We start from the raw sequence: 14,632 nt of genomic DNA on the forward strand, positions 1-14,632 counted from the left end.
TTCAGTTGTAATTGCAGTCGTAGTTGTCGTTAATCACACCTTCTATTTTTGACATCAATAACTGAAGAGGAAGCATGCAAAGAAACATTTCTCTATCCTCCTTTAAATGGTTAATTAGCCTGTTTGGTTTATTAGCTCTGATGTCAATTACCCCTTTGTATGCTGAGCCTCAAGTAAACCTATTAGCGTTAATTGAGGGGACAGAAGAAAAACCTGTTACCCCTGTTGAACTTCAGACTGACTTATCTGAGCTAACAAGCAATACTGCCAGTAGTCATGTTGCAAATGATACGCTGAACTTTAAATCTCTCACTTGGCTCGAATCTGAGTTTCAACCATCAACATTATCAATCGAACAGCAAAAACGAGAATTATTGTGGTTTAGAGATACTGCTGCGCCGTTTAAGGGCAAGACAATACGTGTCATCTCAGAACGTATTAAAACTCATCAATATGAATCTAACGTATTAGCAAAAGCGTTTTATGACATTACGGGTATTCATGTCATCCATGAGTTAACTAATGAAGATGATGTGATTAAGAAGCTATCTGCTCAGCTAATGACTGGTCAGCGTCTGTATGATGCCTATATTAGTGACAGTGATTTAATTGGTAGTCATTTCCGACAGCAAAATATTAAGTCTGTTACTGAATTAATGAACGATCACGCTGCGAAGTATACTCTGCCGACTCTTGCACTGAATGATTTCATTGGGCTGGCATTTACCACAGGCCCTGATGGTAAAATTTATCAATTACCAGATCAGCAGTTTGCCAACTTATATTGGTACCGCAGTGACTGGTTTGCAGATCCAACTTATCAAGCATTATTCGAATCCAAATACGGTTATAAATTGGGTGTTCCACAAAATTGGCAGGCCTATGAAGATATTGCTAATTTTTTTACCTATGATATTCATTCTATTGATGGAGTGAAGGTTTATGGCCACATGGATTACGGTAAATCAGATCCATCTCTAGGTTGGCGTATGTCGGATGCGTGGCTTTCTATGGCAGGGGTGGGTGATAAAGGCCTGCCTAATGGATTACCTGTGGATGAGTGGGGGATCAGAGTTGAAGATTGCCATCCAGTTGGTGCAAGTATTGAACGAGGTGGCGCCCTAAATAGCCCAGCAGCTATTTATGCGGTCGAAAAATACAAAGATTGGTTAATAGAGTATGCACCGCCTGAAGCGCAGCAATTGACGTTTTCAGAATCTGGAGATTGGGCGGCAAAAGGCAATATTGCTCAACAAATATTTTGGTACACCGCATTTGTGTCTGATTTCACCCAAGCAGGTTTACCTGTGATGAATCAAGATGGCACGCCCAAATGGCGAGTTGCACCATCACCGGTAGGGAAGTATTGGCAACAAGGTATGAAGTCTGGCTATCAAGATACTGGAGCTTGGACATTTTTAAATCATACACCAAAAGAGCAACAACTCGCGGCGTGGTTATATGCGCAATTTGTTGTATCTAAAACGGTATCATTAAGAAAAACAATTGTTGGGTCAACACCAATCCGTCAATCAGATATTGATTCTGATTATATGACTGATAAGGCAAAGTATTTAGGCGGGCTCGTTGAGTTTTATCGTAGTCAAGCACGCAATGTGTGGACTCCAACGGGAACCAATGTACCTGATTATCCTGGGATGGCAGGTTACTGGTGGCAAGCCGTAAGCCACATTTTGACGGGCGAAGTCAGCGTTGCCCAAGGCATGAATAACTTAGCTGAAAAAATTGATGAGCATCTTATTAAGCTCCAATCAAGCAAGATGACATGTGGTCCTAAAGTGAACCCTAAAGTTTCACCTTCTTTCTGGCTAAATCAACCAGGCTCCCTGAAACCAGTCAAGGAAACGTCAGTAAAAGGTAAAACCTTACCGTTTGAGGAGGCAATCAATGTTTGGTAGAAAAACATGGGTTTTACTTTCATTATTGTTCTGTTTTCCTAAATGGGTCGAGGCAGAAGAGATTACCATTTATACCTATCAACACTTACCTTATGCAGAGCAAACCGATACTACTCATAAAGGTATGATTATAGAAATCATTGATGAATTATTCTCTCGGGCAGATATTGACTATAAGATTATTTTTAATCCTTTGAAAAGAGGATTGACCATGACGTCACGCAGCCAAGGTGTTTGTGTGTTACCCATTGATAGAACCCAGCAAAGAGAGAGTGAGTTTCGCTGGGTAGGACCAATATTAATTTCACGTTACGGTTTGTTTAGTGCCAAGGATAAATCCTTACCATTAATTACCTTACAAGATGCAAAATCCTATTCAATTGGCACCTTTTTAGGAAGTGGGATTGGAGAATACTTAACGTCTTTTGAATATCAAGTACAGCTGACCAACGATGATAATCTCAATATTAAAAAGCTACAAAGAGATAGGATTCAACTTTGGGCATCTGAAATCATTAGTGCCAAAACCATTATGGATCAATCTAAAGTGCAATTGGGTGAGCCTGAATTGATTTTTTATACTGCACTGAGAGCTATGGCGTGTAATAGAGAGTTAGAAGAGTCAAAGCATGATGCATTAGTTGAGGCACTGAATTCAATGTATCAAGATGGTTTTATGGTGAGGATTAATGAAGCCTACGGTGCTTCCTTGTAGGTAGGCTAATACAATATTTTAAAGTTTTAGCGATTATATGTATATGTAGATTTTCCAAAGTTTGCCATTAATTGCTGATGAAGGTTAACTTTTCTAACAGGTACTAGTAATAGCTCATGGTTTTGTTCAACAACTTCCATAGGTTGTATGGATAACTTTAATTTATCTGAATTACTTTCTGGTGAAAAAAAAACTTATTACCTATGTTTGACCAAGTTCCTTGTGAATAACTTGTAACTCCAGCCACTCCTTCTATAGTAGATTCGTAGCGACCATTCTCATGTAAAATCAGGTTAGTTTGGTTGCCGAAACCATCATCGTTGAAGTATTGTCCAGCGACATTAGAAGTTGCGATATCACTGAAATGGTTATTAGAGCTGCATCCTGCTAGAGCCAACAACATAATCACACAGAGTTGTTTGAGCATTTGTTTATTCCTATTAATGTAATCTTATGTTTAATAATATGCTTTGAATGTGAAAATTTTACTACTAAAGTAGCAACCTCAATAATCTTATTACAGTACGTTTAAATCAAGTTATTTAGTCATTAATTTGACAATAATGTGATAATTGACGCAGGAGTAAGGCCAACAATTACAAAATTTGAAATTGCTAAAGGTCTATTATTAATAACTAACTATGGGATATTGGATGAATTGGTTGAACATTTCGTCATTAACCCATTAAGCGTAGTGTCACTGAACTTGTAATAATTGAGCACTAAAGTATTACTCTCATGTCCTTTTAGTCTATAAAATGTCTGCTTTCAAAACAACATTTCCATAACAAACTATACTTTGACTATTCAGCTAGCTCTCAACGGATGAGATATCCGCTGAAATATATTTGGGCTTTGTTTGGAGGTGACTATGTCGATGGTAAGTTCTAAAGACTTTGCTAATTGGCTTAAATTACAATTTGAGCAGTTGGAAACAGGGGTGAGTTTAACCCGTGAAGATATTAATCAATTAACTGGGAGACAAAATTTTTCTTTGGTGTTTGTTCACGATATACATTATGAGTTAATGCAGCATGGCATCGCCTTTGTGACTGATACCTATAGAGAACATTTTTACATGGTGAAAGTTCAAGAGAACTCATGGCGCGATGAATTGGAAAATGCTGGCCAACAGCAAACATTCTCCAATATTATTTCGATTAATATGTCCCGGTAACAGTTAATCAAATTAACGAATGGTATTAAGAGATGTTAACTGCGTTTCAATATTATCAACGAGATAGTCGGTAAAATTTTCACCATGATTTTGCATCATTTTTGGAAACATTGAGATGGGTGTAGAACCAGGGAAGGTATTAATTTCATTTAATAAAATTTCACCGTCATCCGTTAAGAAGAAGTCAATTCTCGACAAATGACGTAACTTCATACCTGTAAATGCTTTTAAGGCGTATTCTCTGATCTTATCGATATTTTGTTGTGATAAATTTCCTGCAACTACATCAGTTCGAGCTTTGCTTGAAGCATTGTATTTTTCATCGAAAGTATAAAAAGTATTGTCGGCGCAAATAATTTCGCCTGGTAACGTGGCGATGACTTTACCTAGATATTCATATACTGCGACTTCTAACTCGCGCGCTATGATGGTTTTTTCAACCACAACTGAAGGTGCAAAACTAAATGCATCTTTTAACACTTGTGCTATTTGCTCTTGGCTATCGACTTTGTAGCACCCAACAGATGAGCCTTGGGAAGCTGCTTTTACAAACACTGAGCCCCATTTAGATAGTGCTGCTTGGGTTTGCTCAATAGCTGATTGATTATAGTCATTCAAAAAAATGTAAGGCGTGTTCGGGATGCCCAGTGCACTAAACCACATTTTGGCGGTGATTTTATTAAAACAATTACTCGATGCTTCTGACTCACAACCAAAGTAAGGTAATTGAATTAAGTTAAAATAAGATTGAATATCGCCAGTTTCACCAGGGAAACCATGAATACAAGGAATGACGTAATCCACTGCCCATGTCGTTTTGACATCATTATCAAATCGTACTTCACGCCGATTAGTTAATTCACAACTATTACCTTCACTATCAAAATAATGACCGTTGCTATCTAACTCAACTCTTAGCAGATTGATTTTATTAGATTGCAATAATGACGATTCAAAAAAGTTAGCCGATAGCACAGATACATCATGTTCAGCGCTGCCACCACCGCAAATAAGGAGAACGTTAAAAGTCGTCATAATGCCTCGTGAAGAAAAAGTCGTTACCAGTTTAATAGGTTCATGATAATGAACTGGCAAGGTTCAACGCAAGAAAGGTTTGCGGTAACTGCTTATCTATTCATCAATAAGCATTATTAATTTTTAATCAAACTAATACGTTAAGCAAATTTACATAAAAAAAGCCTTATTACTGTGAATAAGGCTTTATGTTTTTAAGTGATTAGTGTTGGTTTATATAGCATTACCATCCAATTAAATAACGACTTTTTTTGCTGAGCACCTTTTTAAGGGCAACAGCAATAAAATAAGAAATGAAGATAACGCCCATGGTCACAATCAATGTTGTGAGAATGTTTCCTTGTCCATTAAAACCAAATAAGTCGGGACTTTCGTAAATCATCCACCAAGGTGTTGTGAGCCAAGGGTGAATAAAGTAAATCGCAAAACTGACTTCGGCGAGTTTTTGTAGTGGCTTAATACTGATATGTTCAAATTTATTTAAAATCGCCAAAATGACCAAGGTAAGTAGTATTTTTTGTGGCAACATTAAGTCCGGCACAGTGAACTCAAACGCGGCTTTATTTAATACCCCAGCGCCAAACCAGTAAGCTTGGCCGACAGCCAGCAAGATGGCTAATACCAACATCACTAACCAGTATTTATCGATAAACGGAAATAGCTTATCTCGGTGTGCCGATCCCCAAACACCAAACAGATATACAGGTAAAAAGTAAAACAACGACTGAATTGCATTAAGGTTGGATTCGGGTCGATGAATAATCATCGCAATAATAAAGAGGGGAATCGCGACGATTAACAAATGCTGACGTTTAATCAAATGCATTACCCAAGGTGAAAGCGCAAATAGCATCATTCCCATAGGGATATACCAATAAGCAGTTAACGTTCTGCCTGTTATAACGTACCAACTTGCTGCTACGGCAGGTTTGTCTATATCGGCATATAAAACATGCAAAGCAGGATCTGTTCCAGCAGTTATGTGCCAAATAATCCAAGGTAAAGATAAAAGTAGATAAGGAACAAATACAAACTTGGTCTTGCTCTTCATGTACTTTTTATAGTCCCAGCGATGGTAAAACACGTGATGAAACAAAAAGCCTGAGATAAAGACAAAAAAGACTGTGCCATTCATCATTAAGTTGAACCATGCTTTATCCGCTAAAGTCTCTAATTGCCATCCCGCGGGGCGGTAACAATGTGCCATCACAATAAAAATAATCGCAATCCCGCGAAAATGATTAATGCTGTTTAAAAAGCCTTTTTTCTCCGCAGGGTTAACCTTAGGTGTTGCAGCATTAGTTTCCATATTAAGCCTTGATATTATTGTAATTAACTATCGCCCTCGATTGTATTCCTATTGTGCTTATATTGTTAATAAATGACAACATGCTTTCCCATTCTGTTTGAAGTGACTTTTTCTAACAACAAAATGTACTGATTAATTGACGTTAACGTTAGACCTTTGTCGACAATGTGTGAGTTTTATATTGAGTTTGCAATAAAATAAGACTATATTGTCGACAATTGGTCGTAATTTGACAGTAGAGTAACGATGACATTTTTCAACGAACACCCCATTACCGCAGCGGACAAAACTTTTTTTGAATTAAGAAAGGATATTGTTGAAGGTGAAATTGCTGCAGGCTCAAAGCTGAGTGAAACGGAATTGTCGACAAACTATCAAGTAAGCAGAGCTGTCATTCGTGAAGCGATTAATCGCTTAGAGTCATGTCATTTGGTTGAACGAAAAGCCAATGTAGGGGCTCGAGTTGTTGCGTTGTCGCCAGAAGGATTACTTGAACTGTATCAAGTACGTGAATCGCTTGAAGGAATGGCTGCAAGACTTGCCGCAAAAAACATGACTGACGCAGAAATTGCCGACTTGAATGGTTTACTAAATCATCATTTCGACGAAGTTCAATCAGGCGAGTCTTATTACCAAGAAGCGGGAGACGTGGATTTCCACTATCGCATCATTCTAGGTAGCAAAAACAAGCATCTTATTTCAGTACTGATTGATGGTATGTACCACCTTATTCGTATGTATCGAGTGCAATTAGGCATGGCTGGGCCACGGGTGACAACAGCATTTGATGAGCATAAACATATCGTTAAAGCCATTGCGAACCGTGATGAAGAATTAGCTGAAATGCTGATGCGCCGACACATTATGTATTCAAAAGCCAATATCGAAAATAAGCTCGATAACGACAAGCAAAACAATCACTAGAAAATATTAATATTTGTGGGCTAAGACAGCCCAAGTACAAACAATAACAATAGAGAGGGAAATCATGAGTGCTGGTAAAAAGTTCCGTCAAGCTTTAGTTGACAATAAACCATTACAAATCGTCGGTACCATCAATGCTTATGCTGCCATGATGGCAAAACAAATTGGTCATCAGGCTATTTACCTATCTGGTGGCGGGGTTGCGAATGCATCATACGGTTTACCGGATTTAGGTATGACATCATTAAATGATGTGATAGTTGACGTACAACGAATCACCTCTGCGTGTGATTTACCTTTAATGGTCGACATCGATACGGGATGGGGTGGCGCATTTAATATTGCGAAAACTATCCGTGATATGGAGAAAGCTGGCGCTGCAGCCGTGCATATGGAAGACCAAGTGGCTCAAAAGCGCTGTGGTCATCGTCCAAATAAAGAGATTGTATCAACTGAAGAAATGGTCGACCGAATCAAGGCCGCAGTCGATGCTAGAACCGACCCAGATTTTTTCATCATGGCACGCACAGACTCGTTTGCCCAAGAGGGATTAGAGGCGGCGATTGAACGCGCAAAGGCTTATGTAGCAGCAGGCGCGGACGGTATTTTTGCTGAAGCGGTTAAGACCGAAGCGCATTATCGTGCTTTTTCTGAAGCACTAGATGTGCCTATTTTGGCCAATATTACTGAATTTGGCCAAACAGAACTGTGGAATAAAGAGCAATTAGGCGAATGGGGCGCAGACATGGTGCTTTATCCATTAAGTGCATTCAGAGCGATGAATAAAGCAGCTGAAACAGTTTATAGCGCTATTTTGACTGATGGCGATCAGAAAGCGGTTGTCGACACGATGCAGACTCGTATGGATTTATACGATTACTTGGGTTATCACGATTACGAGCAAAAGTTAGATAGCTTATTTGCTGAAGGTAAAAACAAGTAATTTTTCGCGTTTATCTTGACCTGTCAGAACACAAGGTTTGCTTAAAAAATATACAAATCTTGTTTTGGAACAAAGTAAGTTTCTGGTAAATAGATAAATTAGATAAAGCGGCTTAACCCCTACAGATAACAATTAAAAACATAAAAGAATAGGACATCATTATGGTAGACAAGAAATTAAGTGGCGCAGGACTTCGTGGCCAAAGCGCAGGTGAAACAGCATTATGCACCGTAGGTAAATCGGGTTCAGGGTTAACTTATTGCGGTTACGATGTTGCTGATTTATCTGAAAATGCCACTTTTGAGGAAGTCGCATATTTACTTTTTAACGGTGAATTACCTACGGTAGATCAATTAGCAAGTTACAAAGCATCGTTAATGGAACAGCGTGATTTACCACAGGCGTTAAAAGAAGTATTGCAGCGTATTCCTGCCGATGCACACCCAATGGATGTTATGCGTACAGGCTGTTCATTCCTTGGTAATCTTGAACCGGAAGCTGACTTTAGCCAACAAAACACTGCTGCAAATCGTTTGTTAGCAGCCTTTCCTGCAATCATGTGCTATTGGTACAAATTCAGCCATGAAGGCGTTGAGATTGACTGTGTCACTGATGAAGATTCAATTGGCGGTCACTTCTTAAAGTTATTACGTGGCGAGACACCTTCGGAGCAGCACCGTAAAGTGATGGACGTGTCGTTAATTCTTTATGCAGAGCATGAGTTTAATGCATCAACTTTCACAGCACGTGTTTGTGCGTCAACATTATCAGATATGTTCTCGTGTATCACAGGTGCAATTGGTACTTTACGTGGTCCACTGCATGGTGGAGCAAATGAAGCTGCAATGGATATGATCCAAAAGTTCACTTCGCCAGAAGATGCTAAAACACAAATGGCTGGCATGCTTGAACGTAAAGAAAAAATAATGGGCTTTGGCCATGCGATTTACCGCACGTCGGATCCACGTAATGTCATCATTAAAGCGTGGTCAGAAAAGTTAGCCCATGAATTTGGTGATACTAGCTTATATGATATTTCTGTTGCCTGTGAAGAGTTCATGTGGGACACCAAAAAGCTTTTTTGTAATGCAGATTTCTTCCACGCTTCAGCTTATCACTTCATGGGGATCCCAACGAAGTTATTCACGCCAATCTTTGTTTGTTCACGCCTAACAGGCTGGGCTGCACATGTGATGGAGCAACGTTCAAATAACCGTATTATTCGCCCAAGTGCTGATTATACTGGTTCAGAACCTCGCACTGTAACACCGATTGCACAAAGATAATGGTGGAAGGTTAACGTGTTGTCCTTTGTCAGCACTTTTGATTTATGCGACACGTTAACCTTTTTACTTTGTTCCAGCTAACGCCATAGTGCGTGGATCATGGAAGCTAACATGAATACCTTATACAGAAAAAACCTTGCAGGCACCCAACTAGATTATTTTGATACTCAAGCTGCGGTAGATGCTATTTCCCCTGGTGCTTTTGCAAAACTACCTTACTCATCACGCGTTTATGCTGAAAATCTAGTTAGACGATGCTCTCCTGAAACCTTAACAGATTCACTTAAACAAATTATTGAACGCAAGCGCGATTTAGATTTTCCTTGGTATCCTGCGCGTGTAGTTTGTCATGATATTTTAGGTCAAACTGCATTAGTAGATTTAGCAGGACTACGCGATGCAATTGCTGAAAAGGGTGGAGACCCATCCAAAGTAAACCCTGTTGTGCCAACGCAGCTTATTGTGGATCACTCTTTGGCTGTCGAGCATGCAGGTTTTGAAAAAGATGCTTTTGAGAAAAATCGTGCTATTGAAGATCGACGTAATGACGATCGATTCCACTTTATTAACTGGACCAAAACGGCCTTTGAAAATATTGATGTTATTCAGCCAGGTAACGGCATTATGCATCAAATTAACCTTGAAAAAATGTCACCAGTTGTGCAATCCCGTGAAGGCGTTGCTTTTCCGGATACACTTGTTGGGACTGATAGTCATACACCGCATGTTGATGCATTAGGTGTTATTGCTATTGGTGTCGGTGGCTTAGAAGCTGAAAGCGTGATGCTGGGTCGTCCATCTTATATGCGTCTACCTGATATTGTGGGTGTCGAGCTTATTGGCGAGCGCCAACCCGGTATTACAGCAACTGATATTGTGCTGGCAATTACTGAGTTTTTACGTGAACAAAAAGTGGTCTCTACTTACCTTGAGTTTTATGGTGAAGGCGCTGAAAATCTCACACTAGGTGATCGCGCGACTATTTCAAACATGACGCCTGAGTTTGGCGCGACAGCCGCGATGTTCTATATCGACGATAAAACGCTCGACTATCTTAGATTAACTGGTCGTGACGCAGAGCAAGTTGAACTGGTTGAAACATATGCAAAAGCCAATGGCTTATGGGCTGATTCACTTAAACATGCTGAATATGAACGGGTTCTGAAATTTGATATTTCGACAGTCGGGCGTAATATCGCTGGGCCTTCAAACCCTCACCGCCGAGTCTCAACGACAGATCTTGCTGCAAAAGGTATCAGTGGCGAAGTCGAAAATGAAGCGGGTTTAATGCCTGATGGCGCTTGTATTATTGCAGCTATTACCAGCTGTACTAATACGTCTAACCCTCGTAATGTGATTGCAGCAGGCTTACTTGCTCGCAACGCCAATGCGAAAGGGCTAACGCGTAAACCTTGGGTGAAAACATCATTAGCTCCAGGCTCGAAAGCGGTGCAACTCTACCTTGAAGATGCCAATTTGTTGCCAGAACTTGAAGCGCTTGGTTTTGGTATTGTGGGTTTTGCTTGTACAACTTGTAACGGCATGAGTGGCGCACTTGACCCTGTTATCCAGCAAGAAGTGATTGACCGAGACCTATACGCAACAGCCGTATTATCTGGTAACCGCAACTTTGATGGCCGTATTCATCCCTATGCAAAACAAGCGTTTTTGGCATCGCCGCCGCTCGTTGTTGCTTATGCTATTGCTGGGACAATCCGGTTTGATATTGAGAAAGATGTGTTAGGAAAAGACAGCGCAGGTAATGATATTCGCCTGAAAGATTTATGGCCTTCAGATGCTGAAATTGATGAGGTTATTGCTAAAAGTGTTAAACCTGAACAGTTCCGTCAAGTCTATGAGCCAATGTTTGATGTCAAAGTTGAATATGGCACAGGCTCAGCAAAAATTGATCCGCAATATGATTGGCGCCCACAAAGTACTTATATTCGTCGTCCTCCCTATTGGGAAGGGGCATTAGCAGGTGAGCGCACCATGAAAGGAATGCGGCCATTAGCAGTACTTGGGGATAACATCACAACTGACCATTTATCACCTTCAAATGCCATTATGCTCGACAGTGCTGCAGGTGCATACCTTGCTAAAATGGGCCTACCTGAAGTTGACTTTAACTCTTATGCAACGCATCGAGGGGATCACCTTACTGCACAGCGTGCCACCTTTGCTAACCCTAAATTATTTAACGAAATGGTGACGACAATAGGCAAAGATGGCAAGCCTGTGGTTAAGCAGGGCTCACTGGCTCGTATTGAACCTGAAGGACAAGAGACTCGCATGTGGGAAGCAATTGAAACCTATATGGATCGTAAACAGCCGTTGATTATTATTGCTGGCGCTGATTACGGCCAAGGGTCTAGTCGTGACTGGGCGGCAAAAGGTGTACGCCTTGCTGGAGTTGAAGTTATTGTTGCTGAAGGGTTTGAGCGTATTCATCGCACTAACTTAGTGGGCATGGGTGTATTACCACTTGAATTCACCCAAGGTGACAATCGTCATACTTATCACATTGATGGCACTGAAACCTATGATGTTGTTGGTGAGCGAACTCCTGGCGCTGCGCTTGAACTCATCATCACACGTGCCAATGGTGAGCAAGTGACTGTTGCTGTGAAGTGTCGTTTAGATACGGCTGAAGAAGTGTCTATTTACGAGGCGGGCGGGATATTACAACGCTTTGCTAAGGACTTCTTAGAGGCGACTCATTAACGTTTTGAGCTAACATGTCGCTACTTCTTAGTATTGACATATAGCTTTAACATTAGCTGATTAAAGCATTAACTGATTAACGTTTGCTTTATTTCAGCTAATTCATCTTAGGATAAAAGATGTCTACTATTGCACAAATTAAAATTCCGGCAACTTATATGCGCGGGGGGACCAGTAAAGGTGTTTTCTTTAACCTCACTGATTTACCCCAAGTGGCTCAAGTTGCAGGTCAAGCCCGCGATAACTTATTACTGCGAGTCATCGGCAGTCCAGATCCTTACGGCAAGCAAACTGATGGTATGGGCGGCGCAACATCCAGTACCAGTAAAACGGTTATCTTGTCTAAGAGTGAGCAAGCTGATCATGATGTTGATTACTTATTTGGCCAAGTTGCCATTGATAAACCCTTTGTTGATTGGAGCGGTAACTGCGGAAACTTAACCGCAGCCGTTGGATCATTCGCCATTTCTAATGGTTTGGTTGATAAGAGTCGTATACCTCAAAACGGTATTGCCGTGGTGAGAATATGGCAGGCTAATATCAGTAAAACCATCATCGCCCATGTACCTATGGTTAACGGTGAAGTACAAGAGACTGGCGACTTTGAGCTTGACGGTGTGACGTTTCCGGCTGCTGAAGTCTTGGTGGACTTTCTTGCCCCAGCTGATGCAGATGCAGCAATGTTTCCAACTGGGAATGTCGTTGATGAATTAGTTTTGCCACAATCAATTGCTGAGTTTAGCGCTAAAGGAATCTCATCTGCTAATTCATCCATTAAGGCAACGATGATCAATGCTGGTATTCCTACCATTTTTGTTAATGCTGTTGATATCGGATATGTCGGCAATGAGCTACAAGATGCGATAAACGGTGATGAAGGGGCGCTCGCTTTTTTCGAGATGCTTCGTGCTCATGGCGCAGTAAAAATGGGCTTGATTGACCATATAGATGAGGCTCAAGCAAGACAACATACGCCTAAAATAGCCTTTGTATCTCCACCTAGCGATTACACGTCGTCTAGCGGAAAAGCGATCAGTGCAGCGGATATTGATCTGCAGGTAAGGGCATTATCTATGGGGAAATTGCACCATGCGATGATGGGCACCGCTGCTGTTGCAATCGGTACCGCGGCGGCAGTGGAAGGTACATTGGTTAATTTAGCTGCTGGCGGGAAACCGCGAACGTCAGTGGTCTTTGGTCATCCTTCAGGTACGTTAAAAGTTGGTGCGCAGGCCAGTGTAGATAATGGGAACTGGCAAGTTGATAAAGCCAGTATGAGCCGAAGTGCACGGGTGTTAATGGAAGGTTGGGTACGCATACCAGGTGATAGTTTTTAGCGCCACGCTTTTTGGCTCTATGGTGGACTTCATACTCAATAAAAGGCTTATAACGGTATCTGTTGTAAGCCTTTTTAATACCTATTTTAAGCATGGCACATTACATCGTGATGGAGAAAGCGCTTTAATCTATTAAAGTCATCTAAATAATATTTATTAGTGCTTTTACTATAGGTGAAATATAGCTAAAACTAATGCGGATAATCTTATCTATATATTCTAATTTATATGATAAGTATCTATACAAAATAACTTACGATTGAAGGTGTTTGCTATTTCTCAGTCAACTTTACGCTCATCGACGTCTAAAGCTGCCGATTCTCTTTTAAAGACTTGTTTGTTAACTGTGCTAGCAATCATTGCCTTTGCGGCTAACTCTGTTTTAAGTCGACTGGCCCTAGCAGAAGAGGCGATAGATGCAGCAAGCTTTACCGCAGTAAGACTGATTACTGGGGCTTTAGTGCTGTTAATCATTGTTAGTGTTAAATCACTCAGTCATGGGCAATCAATTAATCTGTTAAAGGTCGTTAAACCAGTTTCGGGCAGTTGGTTTGCCAGTATTATGTTATTCATTTATGCAGTAACCTTTTCGTATGCGTACATCACTGTGGATACTGGCACAGGCGCCCTAATACTTTTTGGTTCAGTGCAATTAACGATGATAGCCATATCGCTTTTATTTGGTACACGTTTATATCTTGCTGAGTGGGTTGGTATTTTGATGGCGTTTTCAGGGTTAATTTATCTTGTGTTACCTGACGTCAGTTCACCGTCATTTAATGGCTTTATTTTGATGACTCTGTCAGGTGTTGCATGGGGAGTTTACACCCTTAAAGGGCGACATTCTCAAGCGCCAATTATGGATACAGCTTATAACTTTGCTCGCACATTACCTTTGGTTTTAGTGCTAATCATCGTGGCCTTTGATAGCTTACATTTAACTTATCAGGGGGTAGTATTGGCTGCCATAGCTGGTGGGTTAACTTCAGCGATAGGTTACAGTATTTGGTATATTGCGCTAAAGGGGTTAAGTGCTACCCAAGCTGCAGTGATCCAATTATCAGTGCCGATAATTGCTGCAATAGGCGGGGTGATATTTGTGGCAGAGCCGATAACTTATCGTCTAATGATTTCATCTTTAGTGGTGTTAGGTGGCATTTTGACAGTGGTAATAGGTCGATACTATTCAATAAATGCAGCAACTAAAACCACAAACGAGACAAGGTAACCACAATCTAATTAACAAGCAGCCTGTGATGCGAT

At 40.6% G+C, this 14,632-nt stretch carries 12 protein-coding genes; 9 read left to right on the top strand and 3 right to left on the bottom strand.

From position 1 onward, the window contains the following. Positions 1 to 74 precede the first annotated feature (74 nt). Both AB4128_RS13055 and AB4128_RS13060 read left to right on the top strand, forming a co-directional pair. Positions 75 to 1,919 carry an ABC transporter substrate-binding protein gene (locus tag AB4128_RS13055; RefSeq protein WP_372037935.1) on the top strand — a complete coding sequence of 615 codons (1,845 nt, stop codon included), beginning with the start codon at positions 75 to 77 and terminating at the stop codon, positions 1,917 to 1,919. Further along, a complete protein-coding gene (locus tag AB4128_RS13060) occupies positions 1,909 to 2,634 on the top strand; it encodes an ABC transporter substrate-binding protein (protein ID WP_065108349.1) in 726 nt (241 codons plus the stop codon). Before AB4128_RS13055 ends, AB4128_RS13060 begins: the two co-directional genes overlap by 11 nt. Before the next feature lie 157 nt (positions 2,635 to 2,791). Here the strand turns inward: AB4128_RS13060 and AB4128_RS13065 are convergent, their stop codons facing one another. Next, on the bottom strand, positions 2,792 to 3,061 hold the full coding sequence (locus tag AB4128_RS13065) for a hypothetical protein (protein ID WP_372037937.1): 270 nt from the start codon (positions 3,059 to 3,061) through the stop codon (positions 2,792 to 2,794). A gap of 444 nt (positions 3,062 to 3,505) precedes the next feature. Here AB4128_RS13065 and AB4128_RS13070 point away from each other — a divergent pair, with 444 nt between their 5' ends. Beyond that, positions 3,506 to 3,811 carry a hypothetical protein gene (locus tag AB4128_RS13070; RefSeq protein WP_372037938.1) on the top strand — a complete coding sequence of 102 codons (306 nt, stop codon included), beginning with the start codon at positions 3,506 to 3,508 and terminating at the stop codon, positions 3,809 to 3,811. A 12-nt stretch (positions 3,812 to 3,823) separates the two neighbouring features. Here the strand turns inward: AB4128_RS13070 and AB4128_RS13075 are convergent, their stop codons facing one another. Both AB4128_RS13075 and AB4128_RS13080 read right to left on the bottom strand, forming a co-directional pair. Beyond that, the gene (locus AB4128_RS13075; RefSeq protein WP_372037939.1) at positions 3,824 to 4,846 is read right to left on the bottom strand and encodes a D-alanine--D-alanine ligase; all 1,023 of its coding nucleotides are present in this window, start codon (positions 4,844 to 4,846) and stop codon (positions 3,824 to 3,826) included. Between the two features lie 223 nt (positions 4,847 to 5,069). Next, positions 5,070 to 6,155 carry an acyltransferase gene (locus AB4128_RS13080; protein WP_119968358.1) on the bottom strand — a complete coding sequence of 362 codons (1,086 nt, stop codon included), beginning with the start codon at positions 6,153 to 6,155 and terminating at the stop codon, positions 5,070 to 5,072. A gap of 246 nt (positions 6,156 to 6,401) precedes the next feature. Here AB4128_RS13080 and AB4128_RS13085 point away from each other — a divergent pair, with 246 nt between their 5' ends. The 6 genes from AB4128_RS13085 to AB4128_RS13110 all read left to right on the top strand — a co-directional run bounded on the left by AB4128_RS13085 (position 6,402) and on the right by AB4128_RS13110 (position 14,597). Further along, the gene (locus AB4128_RS13085) at positions 6,402 to 7,079 is read left to right on the top strand and encodes a GntR family transcriptional regulator (protein ID WP_119968357.1); all 678 of its coding nucleotides are present in this window, start codon (positions 6,402 to 6,404) and stop codon (positions 7,077 to 7,079) included. A gap of 64 nt (positions 7,080 to 7,143) precedes the next feature. Beyond that, positions 7,144 to 8,022, top strand: coding sequence for a methylisocitrate lyase (prpB, locus tag AB4128_RS13090; RefSeq protein WP_055023832.1), 879 nt, complete (start codon positions 7,144 to 7,146; stop codon positions 8,020 to 8,022). Positions 8,023 to 8,183: 161 nt separating this feature from the next. After that, the gene (gene prpC, locus AB4128_RS13095; protein WP_055023831.1) at positions 8,184 to 9,308 is read left to right on the top strand and encodes a 2-methylcitrate synthase; all 1,125 of its coding nucleotides are present in this window, start codon (positions 8,184 to 8,186) and stop codon (positions 9,306 to 9,308) included. 111 nt (positions 9,309 to 9,419) lie between these two features. Beyond that, positions 9,420 to 12,032: a Fe/S-dependent 2-methylisocitrate dehydratase AcnD gene (gene acnD / locus AB4128_RS13100; protein ID WP_372037941.1), complete on the top strand. Its 2,613-nt coding sequence runs from the start codon at positions 9,420 to 9,422 to the stop codon at positions 12,030 to 12,032. A gap of 119 nt (positions 12,033 to 12,151) precedes the next feature. Further along, the gene (gene prpF / locus AB4128_RS13105) at positions 12,152 to 13,369 is read left to right on the top strand and encodes a 2-methylaconitate cis-trans isomerase PrpF (RefSeq protein WP_372037942.1); all 1,218 of its coding nucleotides are present in this window, start codon (positions 12,152 to 12,154) and stop codon (positions 13,367 to 13,369) included. Between the two features lie 337 nt (positions 13,370 to 13,706). After that, positions 13,707 to 14,597, top strand: coding sequence for a DMT family transporter (locus tag AB4128_RS13110; RefSeq protein ID WP_372037943.1), 891 nt, complete (start codon positions 13,707 to 13,709; stop codon positions 14,595 to 14,597). Positions 14,598 to 14,632: the final 35 nt, after the last annotated feature.

The sequence above is a fragment of the Shewanella sp. 10N.286.52.A9 genome, from assembly GCF_041468985.1.
Classification (GTDB): Bacteria; Pseudomonadota; Gammaproteobacteria; order Enterobacterales; family Shewanellaceae; genus Shewanella; species Shewanella japonica.

Coding starts and splice junctions, on each gene's coding strand:
- AB4128_RS13055 (WP_372037935.1), top strand. CDS start 75: ATGCAAAGAAACATTTCTCTATCCTCCTTTAAATGGTTAATTAGCCTG.
- AB4128_RS13060 (WP_065108349.1), top strand. CDS start 1,909: ATGTTTGGTAGAAAAACATGGGTTTTACTTTCATTATTGTTCTGTTTT.
- AB4128_RS13065 (WP_372037937.1), bottom strand. CDS start 3,061: ATGCTCAAACAACTCTGTGTGATTATGTTGTTGGCTCTAGCAGGATGC.
- AB4128_RS13070 (WP_372037938.1), top strand. CDS start 3,506: ATGTCGATGGTAAGTTCTAAAGACTTTGCTAATTGGCTTAAATTACAA.
- AB4128_RS13075 (WP_372037939.1), bottom strand. CDS start 4,846: ATGACGACTTTTAACGTTCTCCTTATTTGCGGTGGTGGCAGCGCTGAA.
- AB4128_RS13080 (WP_119968358.1), bottom strand. CDS start 6,155: ATGGAAACTAATGCTGCAACACCTAAGGTTAACCCTGCGGAGAAAAAA.
- AB4128_RS13085 (WP_119968357.1), top strand. CDS start 6,402: ATGACATTTTTCAACGAACACCCCATTACCGCAGCGGACAAAACTTTT.
- prpB (WP_055023832.1), top strand. CDS start 7,144: ATGAGTGCTGGTAAAAAGTTCCGTCAAGCTTTAGTTGACAATAAACCA.
- prpC (WP_055023831.1), top strand. CDS start 8,184: ATGGTAGACAAGAAATTAAGTGGCGCAGGACTTCGTGGCCAAAGCGCA.
- acnD (WP_372037941.1), top strand. CDS start 9,420: ATGAATACCTTATACAGAAAAAACCTTGCAGGCACCCAACTAGATTAT.
- prpF (WP_372037942.1), top strand. CDS start 12,152: ATGTCTACTATTGCACAAATTAAAATTCCGGCAACTTATATGCGCGGG.